Genomic DNA, 10,633 nt, shown 5'->3' with positions numbered 1-10,633 from the left:
GGTGGAATGGACGGTTTCTGTTCCAGGGCGGCGGTGGGACGAATGGCGACATTGGCAATGCGTTGGGCGCGCTGGCCGGTGTCGGTCTGGTAACGCCAGCGCTTGCCCGGGGCTATGCGGTGGTCAGCCAGGATTCGGGGCATGACAATGCGGTCAACAGCGATCCGGCCAAAGGCGGTGCGGTGGCGTTCGGCTTCGACCCGCAAGCGCGGCGCAACTATGCCTATGCGTCATTGGGCGCGGTGACCGATGCGGCGAAGGCGGCGATCGCGACCTTTTATGGCCGCGCACCGCGCTATTCCTATTTTGCGGGCTGTTCCAAGGGCGGCCAGGAAGGGTTGGCGGTCGCGCATCGCTATCCTGATGCGTTCGACGGGATCGTCGCCGCTGCGCCGGGCATGTCGCTGCCGCGTGCGGCGTTGGCGCAGGCTTGGGACGTGCAGACATTCGGACGCCTGGTGCCCCCCGGCCCCGATGGCGTGCGGCCGTTCGGACAATTGGCGAACGCATTTTCGACCAGCGAATTGGGGATCGTGCGGCAGGCCATACTGAAGGCGTGCGACGCCAAGGATGGCGTGGCCGATGGTCTGGTGTCGCATTATGGCCAGTGCGGCAATGCAGATGTGCTGCCGGTGCTGCGCGGTTTGGCCTGTACCGGACAGCGAAACGGACAATGTTTGTCCAATTTGCAGATCGATGCGCTTGTCCGGTCCATGGCCGGTCCGCGCAAGAGTGATGGGTCGCCCCTCTATGTCCGTTTTCCCTGGGACGGCGGCGTGGGAGAGCCGGGCTGGGCGGTGTGGAAAGTGGGACTGGCCAAGGAGGGCGTCCCTGCGTTGAGCATCGTCGTCGGCGGATCGGCCCTGTCCGCAATCTTCCAGACGCCGCCCAAGCTGGTGGCTGCCGATCCGCAGGGCATGATGCAGTGGCAGATGGCTTATGATTTCGATCGCGATGCCGATGCCATCTATCGTGTGGCGGCCCCCTTCCCTGCTTCGGGCTGGGATATGATGTCGGCGCGGTCGCCTGATATCGATGGTTTCCGGGCCGAGGGCGGCAAGCTGATCGTGCCGCATGGCGCGGCCGATCCGGTCTTCTCGCTCGAAGACACGCTGCAATGGTATCGGGAGGTCGACGCCCGTTATGCGGGCAAAGGCGCGGACACCGTGCGCGTCTTCCCTGTGCCCGGCATGAACCATTGTGAGGGCGGGCCATCGACTGATCGCTATGACGCCTTTGCGGCGATGGTCGATTGGGTCGAGCAGGGCCGTGCGCCCGAACAGCTCAATGCCGTGGCGGCGGCGGCCAGTCCCTGGCCGGGACGCACCCGCCCGATCTGCCGATACCCCGCCTATGCCCGGTACAAGGGCCAGGGCGATGTCGAGAAAAAGGAAAGCTTCGAATGCGTAAGAGGATGATAGGCCGGCTTGCCCTTGGGGTCATCGCGATGCAGGCGGCGTTGCTGCCGATGCAGGCGGTCGCGGCGGACGATGGCCGCTGGGTCGCGAGTTGGGCGTCCAGCCCTTCCCTGCCCGTCGCCAAGCTGCCGTTCGATTTCTGGGAGCCGGCACCGGAGGTGCAGGGGACCATCCGCTATCATCTGCGCCTGAGCGCGGGCGGCACGAAGGTTCAGGTTCGCCTGTCGGGCGATACCCAGCCGACCGACGTCGCGATCGGCAGTGCGACCATCGCCCTGGCCGACGCGCAGGGCCGGATCGATGCGGCCACCATCCGGCCTTTGACCTTTTCCGGCGCGCGATCGGTACGGCTGCCTGCAGGAGCGCCCCTCTTGTCCGACCCGCTGCCGTTGCAGGTGAAGCCGGGCGCGGTCGCCGTGGTCAGCGTCTATCTGCCCACCAAGGTGATCTTGCCGCAGGCCGACCCCAATCATCGCGCCGAATGGGCGATCGGGAGCGACCAGACCGGGTCGGCGACGTTGCGCGGTGCCAAGCCGGTATCGAGCCGTGAAATCGTGACGTCGGTATTGGTGCAGTCGGACAAGGACGCCCGGACCATCGTCGCCTTTGGCGATTCCATTACCGATGGCTTTGGGGCCAAAGATCCGCTGCTGCGCGGTTGGCCGGGGCAGTTGGCCAAGATGCTGAACGCCAAGGGGATCGCCAATGTCGGCATCGCCAATGCGGGCATCGGCGGCAATCGGGTGTTGCGCGAAGAAGTCGGGCCAAGCGGCCTTGCGCGGTTCGACCGCGATGCGCTGGCCGTGCCGGGCGTCACCGACATCGTCCTGCTGGAAGGGATCAACGATCTGGGGCTGAGCGGTCTGGACAATCCACGCACAGACGGGCTGCATGACACGATCACCGCCGATGACCTGATCGCGGGCTATCGCCAGATGATCGCACGGGCGCGGGCGCAAGGCATCAAGGTCCATGGCGCGACGCTGACGCCGTTCCTGGGTTCGACCTTTCCGGGCTATGCGACGCCTGCCAAGGAAGTGATCCGCCAGGCCATCAACCAGTGGATCCGCACCAGCGGCGAATTTGACGGCGTGATCGATTTCGACGCCGCCGTCCGCGATCCCGCCGCGCCCGACCATATCCTCGCCCAATATGATTGCGGCGACAAACTCCACCCGTCGGACGAGGGCTATGCCGTCATGGCCAAGGCCGCATGGGACCATTTCAACTTCTAAATCATAGCATGAAAACAAGGACTTGGATCGAGATAAGGTGACGATCCAAGCCTCCATAAAAAGGGAGAGTATCGTGAAGCATTTCTCATTTCTGTTCGTCGGCGCCAGTGTCGCCGCCTTGTCCTTCCCCGCGCTGGCGCAGGACGTAGCGCAGCCGCAGGCTGAAACGGACATGGCCGATAGTTATGGCGGCGACATCATCGTCACCGCGCAAAAGACCTCCGAAAAATTGTCCAAGGCGCCGGTCGCGATCAGCGTCGTGTCGCAGGATAGCCTGACCCGCCAAGGCATTGATTCCGCCGCCGCGCTGACCAGCACGGTGCCGGGCCTGCAATCGAGCCAGAACGGCTTTGCCATTCGCGGCATCGGCAGCAACAACAGCTTCAGCGGCTATTCCACGGTCGCGACGCAGATTGACGGCATCTATGATCCGTCCGCCGCCGTGCTGACGCTCGGCCTGTTCGATCTTGGTTCCGTCGAAGTGCTGCGCGGGCCGCAGGGCACCGTTTATGGACGCAATGCGACCGCAGGCGTCGTCAATATCAACACCGCCGATCCGGGCAAGGATCTGGGCTTCAATGCCGATATCCAATATGGCCGGTTCAACGAAGTGCGCGCCCGCGCCGCCGTCGACCTGCCGATCAGTGACGCTTTTGCCCTGCGCATCGCCGCCTATCGCCAGGTTGATGACGGGTTCGAGGGCAAATATGGCGCGCGACAGAATTACAACAAGACCGACCAGGCCGGGCTGCGCGTCAACAGCATCCTGCGTCTGGGCGACAGCCTGACCTGGCGCCTGTCGCTCAACTATGGGGAAAATAAGGGCACGATCCCGCTGACCTATATGCGCAGCCGCAACGTCTATCCCGATGCCAACATCGCGGCGGGCACGTTCGGCCCGATCCAGACCATCTATGATGAAGTCGTCAATCCGGGTCAGGATTTGGTCACCGACAATCAGATGGACCTGAAATATTATGCCGCCCGGTCGCGCCTGACTTGGCAGGCGACCGACGCGCTGTCGCTCACCTATCTGGCGGGCTATTCGGTGCTGAAGAATAATGGCGTGGATGCCGCAACGGGCGTGTTTACGCAGCAGAATATCAACCGTCGGACCGAAACCCAATCGCATGAGGTGAACGTCAATTATAATGCGGGCCGGTTCGATCTGGTGCTGGGCGGCTTCCTCTATCAGGACAAGCAGCCATCGGGCACGCGCCTGCTGCATGCCGGCGATACAGCGCCTGCGCCGTTCGGCAGCATCCTCAATGCGGCTGGAATCGCCAAGGTCGCGGGCACGGGCAATAATATCACGACCATCAGCGGCGTCGATGTCGTGACCTCCTATCGCGGTCAGGGGACCAAGTCGCAGGCGGTGTTCGGCCAGGGCACCTATGAACTCGCACCGGGCCTGAAGATCCTGGGCGGCGTGCGGTCGACCTGGGAACAGGTCAACCAGCGCAATATCGAGCTGGTCTGTCCCGGCGACACGATCACGCTGGAGAATATCACGCCCACGACCTGTCCCGGCATTCCCTTCGTCTATGCCCTGACCGATGACACCAACCGGCCGGAAGCGAAATTTTCCAACGTCAGTTGGAAGGCCGGCGTGAATTACGAGCTGACGCCAGAAACGCTGGCCTATGCCAGCGTTGGCACAGGTTTTCGTGGCGGTGGCCTCGAAGCCACAGGCAACGCGCCGGAGTTCCGGGAATATCAGCCCGAAACCGTGACCAATTACGAAATCGGCGTGCGTAGCTCGCTGATGGGAGGCAAGCTCTACCTTGCCGCCACGGCGTTCAACATGGACTATAAGGATCTGCAGGTATCGAGCATCGTGCTCAATCCGCTGACCAACCAGGTGTCGGCGGTGACGACCAATGCCGCGACGGCGCGTTTGCGCGGCATCGAGCTGGAAGCGATCATCCGGCCGACGAGCAATGACCGGATCAGCGGCTTCGTCTCCTATCTCGACGCGAAGATCCGGTCGTTCCCGACGGCATCGGACAATCTCAATTCGGGCAGCGGCAATTATAACGGCGTCACGGGTGCATTCGGCAACCTGCCCCTGCCCACCAATGTCGTGCGGGACGTGTCGGGCAATGAACTGCCCAATGCGCCGAAGTGGAGCGCGCGGGTGAGCTATGCGCATATCTTCGACCTGGGCGGTGCGGGTAGCCTGACGCCGAGCGTGGACTTCTATGTCCAGTCGCGGACGTTCAGCGACATCCAAAATTATGCGCAGAGCCGCCGGGCATCCTATACCAAGACCGACCTCAACCTGCGATATGAAACCGAAGATGGGCAGTTGTCGATCACCGGCTTCGTCAACAATCTGGAGGATGAGCGCGTGGCCAATAATCTGGTGACGGTGTGGAGTTCGACCACCGCCAATTATGATCCGCCGCGTACCTATGGCGTGCGCCTCGGCATGCAATTCTAAGCTAGGGTGGGGCGTCCCGTGCGGGACGTCCCATTTTTTCGGAAAGGGCAGCATCATGGCCGACAGGCAATTCCCGAACGACCCGCAGACGCGCCGCAGCCTGTTGCTCGCCGCCGGCGCACTGGCGGCCGTTCCTGTGATGGCTAAAGCGGCAGCGCCTGCGCCCGTGCCAGAGGACGTCCCCAAGGCGGAATTCGTCTATGAGGCGATCGTGACATTGGGCCCGCCCGAAGAGATTGGCGAGACGCCGCATGGCAAGCGCGTGCGCATTCCGATCACCGGCGGCACGTTCAAAGGGCCACGGATCAGCGGCACCATCTTCCCCGAAGGCATGGACTGGCAATTGATCCGCCCGGACGGGATGACCGAATTAGAGGCCGCCTATCTGATGCGGGAGGCCGACGGCACCGTCATCCACATCCAAAACAAGGGTGTGGCGGGCAAGGGCTATGCGCGGACGAGTGCCGTGTTCGAAGTACCCAATGGCCCGCACGCCTGGCTGAACGAAGCCGTGTTTGCAGGGACGGTCGGCCCGGTGCCGGAGATGGACACCCCCGCCGTGCGCATACGCATGTACAAGCTGATTTAGGACCGCAGGCAGATGGCACGCATTCGTTGGCTCACCTATTTGATGTTCCTGATGTTCGCGATGACATCGGAATCGGTCGGGGTGATCATTCCGTCGGTGATCCGCGAGTTCGGGTTGGGCATGACGGCGGGTGGTGCCTTTCACTATGCGACGATGAGCGGCATCGCGCTGGGCGGGGTCTTGCTGGGATCGATGGCGGACCGGTTCGGGCGCAAGCCGACGATTTTGGTAGGCCTGGCGTTGTTCGGCTTGAGCGCGTCCCTGTTCGCTTGGGTGAGCAGTTTCGGCCTGTTTCTGATCCTGCTGTTCGTCGGCGGGCTTGCGGTCGGCATCTTCAAGACGGCGGCGTTGGCGTTGATCGGCGACATATCGACATCGACGCGCGCGCATACGGCGACCATGAATGTGGTCGAGGGGTTTTTCGGCATCGGCGCGATCATCGGGCCGGCGATCGTCGCTTATCTGCTGTCGCATGATGCGTCGTGGAAATGGCTCTATCTGATTGCCGCGGCGCTGTGCGGATTGCTCATGATCGTCGCCTGGCGCGTCCCCTACCCGCCTGTGCAGGCGAAAACGGACAGCGCGCCTATGGCCGACATGCTGGCGATGATGCGCAATCGCTATGCGCTGGCGTTCAGCAGCGGGATCATGCTCTATGTGGGGGTCGAGACCGCCATCTATGTGTGTATGCCGACATTATTGGCGGGCTATGCGGGGCCGGGCTGGCAATGGGCGGCCTATGCGCTGTCGATCTTCTTCATCCTGCGCGTCATCGGCCGCTTTGCCGGCTTCTGGCTGCTGGAGCGATTCAACTGGACCGCGGTGCTGGCCTCGTGCGGGATCGCCATCCTAATATGCTTTGCGCTGGCCATTTTTGGCGGGCGGCCCTTGGCAGTCATATCCCTGCCTTTGTCGGGCCTGTTCATGTCGGTGCTGTATCCGACGCTCAATTCCAAGGGGATCAGTTGCTTTCCAAAGCCCCAGCATGGCGCGATTTCGGGGGTCATCCTGTTCTTCACCTGCGTCAGTGCGGTGGTGGCACCGCTGGCAATGGGGTTGATCGGCGATTATTTCGGCGATGCCATTTATGGCTTCTACCTCGCGACGCTGTTTGCGGCCGTGCTGGCGGTGGGGCTGGTGCTCAACATGATCTTCGATCCGGCGAGCGGCGAACTGGCAAAGCGGGGCGCGCTCGACTATCGGGCTTGAGCGCGCACCGCACAAATCTGCTGACAGGCGGGCCGATTTGAAGGATAGACGTTCCTTTATTTGGGACGCATGGCGAACATGATATGAGCGATAGCGAAGACAGCAAGGAACCGGGCGTCAAGGGCACGCAGACGCTGATGCGCGCGCTCGACATCATGGACGAGGTGATTGACGGCCCCATTCGCGCCGCTGACCTGGCCCGTAAACTGGGCATGAGCAAGACCACGGCGCACCGGCTGGTGCAGGCGCTCAAGTCGCGCAACTATCTGGCCGTGACGCGGGATGGTTTTGCGCTAGGACCGAAGCTGCTGCAGTTGGGCGTGCTGGCGACTGAGCAGATCGACTTTGTGCGGATTGCCCGGCCATTCATGGAATTATTGTCCGAACGCAGCGGTTTTTGCGTGTTCGTGGGCAAGCGCGAGGGGGATTTTTCCCGCCATCTCGATCGGGTGACGGGAACGCAGCGGCTGCGCGTGGCGACGGCACCGGGCGATCGTCGGCCGATCGCGGAAACGGGCCTCGGCAAGGCGCTGTTGCTGGACGAGGACGAAGCGACCTGGGAGCGGCTTTATGTCGCGGCCAAGGGCGGCAAGCCGTCGCGCGCGGCGATCAATGCTTTCATCGCCGAAATGCAGGGCCACAAGGCGCGGGGCGAAGTGTTGCATGACAGCGAATTGGGTGACGGTGTCCGATCGATCGCGACACCGATCCGCGATGCGAAGGGCAATATCTGCATCGCCATCTCTATCGCCAGCGCCGCCCATTATCTGACCGACGAATTGCGCACGACGTTGGCGCTGCAGGTGATGCGGTCGGCCGAGCAGATCAGCGCTGCGGTGGGGTATAGCGGCCCGCGCTGAACGGGCGACTCTCCCCGCAAAAACAATGAGGGCGCGATCATTGTGATGATCGCGCCCTTTAGGTTGGGGAGAGGGTGTCTTTACATCCGGTAGGTCACGCCGAAGGTGAAGGTGCGGCCGATGCGCGTTTCGAACAAAGTGTCCTGCCGCACGCTGTCGGTATAAAGGCGGTTCTGTTCATCGGTCAGGTTCTGGGCCTCGACAATGAGCTAGAGACGATCGGTCACGGCGAAGGAGGCCGATGCGTCCATGTAGAAGGTCTTGGCATTGCCGACCAGATCGCTGCCCGGCGAGGCGGGGATGCCGCGGATGAATTTATCGCGGAAATTGCCCGTGGTGCGGATGCTGAACTTCTCATCCTCATAATAGAGGGTGCCCGACGCCGTGTTCTTCGACAGGCCGACAAGGTCCGCCGTGGTGGTCACCGTCGGCACGCCGTTCACGCTGGCGAGGATATAGTCGATCTTCGACGTAACGTGAGTGAAGTTCGCCAGCATGCCGAAATTGCCGAGGAAACCGTCGAAGAAGGTGAAGGGTATCTGCGCATTCAGCTCGATACCCTTCAGCGGGCCGCCCGGCGTATTGAACGGCTGCGACACGTTGAAGGGTTCGCTGGGGTCGGTGTTGCTGTTTTCGAGCAGACCATTGGGCAGGCCCAACTGGTTGAACGGAATGAGGCTGTTCACATTCTGAACGAAGCTCTTGATGTCCTTGTAGAAGAAGGCGGCGGACAGCAAAGAGCCGGGACGGAAATACCATTCCACCGCGACGTCGAACGTGTTGGCACGGATCGGGTCGAGGAAGGGATTGTTGATATTGCCGACGCGGGTGACCGGGTTGACGCCGCTGGTGGGGGTCAGCAGGCCCAGTTCCGGGCGCGCCAGCACCTTCGCACCGGAGAAGCGCACCAGCAGATTTTGCATCGGCTCGATCACGACATTGGCGGACGGCAGCCAATCATCATAGACATTGCGGGCAGCAGCGAACCGGCCGGCAAGGCCGGTAGGCGTGGTGGCGCTGGCGATCTGGATATAGCCCGACGAAAGCATGTCGGTCTTGACATAGCGCACGCCCGCATCGCCGCGCACGCTGAAGCCGATGGCATCCTCAAGGTCGAAATTGGCCATTACATAGCCGCTCGTCACCTCTTCGCGGACCCGGCTGCGGCCACCGCCACATTCGACGCCGCAATAGCGTACTGCATCGAAGCCGAACGTATCAGCCCATTTTTCGGCATCTATGGCTGCCCAGCCACTGGGCGCACCATTGCCCCATAGCTTGTCGACGCCGCCGATGGTGGTCGTGATGTCTGCCAACGTCGTGCCGGCAGGCAGGGCGCGGACCACCGTGTCGGCATTGAAGGGCCGCAGGAAGGTGGAGAGGAAGTCGCTGCGCCGATACTGGCCGCCCGCCCGGATCGAGAAGGCTTCGCTCGCCTTCCACGTCAGGTTCGCGCCAGCGGTGAGATTGTCGGTCTTGTTGCGGGACGGCTTGCCCTGGAAGCTGAAGCCGCCGCGCACGGTGCCATCGGCGAGCGGCGGCGCATAGGCAAAGCTGCCGGGGTTGCCGACATCCGTGCCAAAGCCCAAAACCGGCGTGCTGCCGCCATCCCGGAAGTCGATCGAGAAACCATCGACATCGACGGCATCCATGAAGGTTTGCAGGCGCTTCTTGCCGTTCCAGATCGAGCGGTTGAACCCGACGATCGCGTCGACGGTCAGGCTGTCGTTCAGCTCGCGCTTGAAATTGACATTGGCCTGTTTGAAGGTCGAGACGAAATTATCGACCAGCCCTTCGGAGCGCACATCGACGCCGTCGAACACGCCATGGACCAGCGATCCATTCTCGTCGAATTCGATCTCGCGCACCGACGTCATCGGCTGGCCGAGGTTCGAGGCGTTACGCGCGAAGGACACGGCGGCGATATAATTGTCGCGACGGGTCACTTCGAACCGCGAATAGAGGAAGTCGACGGAGATATCGGTCTGGTCGTCCGGCTGATATTGCAGGGTCAACGATCCGCCGATCCGTTCCTGCTTCTGCTCGCTATTGAGATAGCGCGGCAGGCGGGGGAAGAAGGCGCCGCTGCCCGGCGTTCCTTCTGCGCCTTCGCGACGCAGATTCTGGATCGTGTCATAGGCCGCCTGCGTGCTGGTGCGCGGATTGCCGTTGCTGCAGTTTGCGGCCGTTACGCCGCGCGTCGCCAATTGTTCAGGCGTCTGGCCTGCCGTATTGATCGGTGCGCCCAGCGGCGAACAGAAGCCGCCATTGATATTGGCAGGCAACAGATCGACGGCGGAATAGCCGACTTCACGCAAGTTGCGCTGTTGATAGGCAACCGACCCCAATATGCCAAAACCGCTATCGCCGAACTGTTTGGAGACCAGCAGCGAGGCGCGCGGATCGACCTTTTTCGACAATTCGTTATAGACGCCGCGCGCCGTCATCGAGAGGACGAAGTCATCCTTCTGATCGAAGGGCTTGGGCGCGGAGAGGTCGACGGTCGCACCGAGCGAGCCTTCCACGATATCGGCCGAGGGTGTCTTGCGCACGGAGAGGGCCGAGAAGATTTCGGTCGGGAAGACGTTGAAGTCGAAGCTGCGGCCATTATTGCCTGCGCCATAAATGTCCGAGCCGCCGGTTTGCGCCGTGCCTTCCATGCCGTTGATGCGGACGCGGGTGAACCCAGCGCCGAGGCCACGGACCGAGATGTTGCGGCCTTCGCCACCATCGCCACGCGCAAGCGCCACGCCGGGCACGCGCTGCATCGATTCAGCGAGGTTCGAGTCGGGGAATTTGCCGATGTCTTCAGCAACGATCGAATCGATCGCTGCCGCTTCACGGCGTTTCATGCCGAGCGCGCTGTCGAGCGAGGCTCG

The 10,633-nt window shown here is 62.4% G+C and carries 6 protein-coding genes and 1 pseudogene; 6 read left to right on the top strand and 1 reads right to left on the bottom strand.

The window, feature by feature from the left end; translation table 11 throughout:
* From IL54_RS21635 to IL54_RS21610, 6 genes are all read left to right on the top strand, one after another.
* On the top strand, positions 1-1,418 hold a 1,418-nt coding region (locus IL54_RS21635), incomplete at its 5' end, for a tannase/feruloyl esterase family alpha/beta hydrolase (RefSeq protein ID WP_037480360.1).
* A complete protein-coding gene (locus IL54_RS21630; RefSeq protein ID WP_081913174.1) occupies positions 1,403-2,653 on the top strand; it encodes an SGNH/GDSL hydrolase family protein in 1,251 nt (416 codons plus the stop codon). The genes IL54_RS21635 and IL54_RS21630, both read left to right, overlap by 16 nt.
* Positions 2,654-2,726: 73 nt before the next feature.
* On the top strand, positions 2,727-5,096 hold the full coding sequence (locus IL54_RS21625) for a TonB-dependent receptor (RefSeq protein ID WP_037480359.1): 2,370 nt from the start codon (positions 2,727-2,729) through the stop codon (positions 5,094-5,096).
* A 55-nt stretch (positions 5,097-5,151) separates the two neighbouring features.
* Entirely contained in the window at positions 5,152-5,685 is a 534-nt protein-coding gene (locus IL54_RS24485) for a DUF3237 domain-containing protein (RefSeq protein ID WP_052027836.1), read from the top strand.
* Between the two features lie 12 nt (positions 5,686-5,697).
* Positions 5,698-6,894: an MFS transporter gene (locus IL54_RS21615; RefSeq protein ID WP_037480357.1), complete on the top strand. Its 1,197-nt coding sequence runs from the start codon at positions 5,698-5,700 to the stop codon at positions 6,892-6,894.
* An 83-nt stretch (positions 6,895-6,977) separates the two neighbouring features.
* The gene (locus tag IL54_RS21610) at positions 6,978-7,754 is read left to right on the top strand and encodes an IclR family transcriptional regulator (protein WP_037480355.1); all 777 of its coding nucleotides are present in this window, start codon (positions 6,978-6,980) and stop codon (positions 7,752-7,754) included.
* 80 nt (positions 7,755-7,834) lie between these two features.
* Here IL54_RS21610 and IL54_RS21605 read toward each other — a convergent pair.
* A pseudogene (locus tag IL54_RS21605) lies at positions 7,835-10,633 on the bottom strand (TonB-dependent receptor); the annotation flags it as partial.

Origin of the sequence: Sphingobium sp. ba1, from assembly GCF_000743655.1 — a bacterium.
Lineage (GTDB): Bacteria > Pseudomonadota > Alphaproteobacteria > Sphingomonadales > Sphingomonadaceae > Sphingobium.
The sequence above is the reverse complement of the archived record's forward strand: the minus strand, read 5'-3'. Positions and strand labels throughout refer to the sequence as shown.

What these genes read in the sequence shown, in the direction of transcription:
- IL54_RS21630 (WP_081913174.1), top strand. Translation starts at nt 1,403, where the DNA reads ATGCGTAAGAGGATGATAGGCCGGCTTGCCCTTGGGGTCATCGCGATG.
- IL54_RS24485 (WP_052027836.1), top strand. Translation starts at nt 5,152, where the DNA reads ATGGCCGACAGGCAATTCCCGAACGACCCGCAGACGCGCCGCAGCCTG.
- IL54_RS21615 (WP_037480357.1), top strand. Translation starts at nt 5,698, where the DNA reads ATGGCACGCATTCGTTGGCTCACCTATTTGATGTTCCTGATGTTCGCG.
- IL54_RS21610 (WP_037480355.1), top strand. Translation starts at nt 6,978, where the DNA reads ATGAGCGATAGCGAAGACAGCAAGGAACCGGGCGTCAAGGGCACGCAG.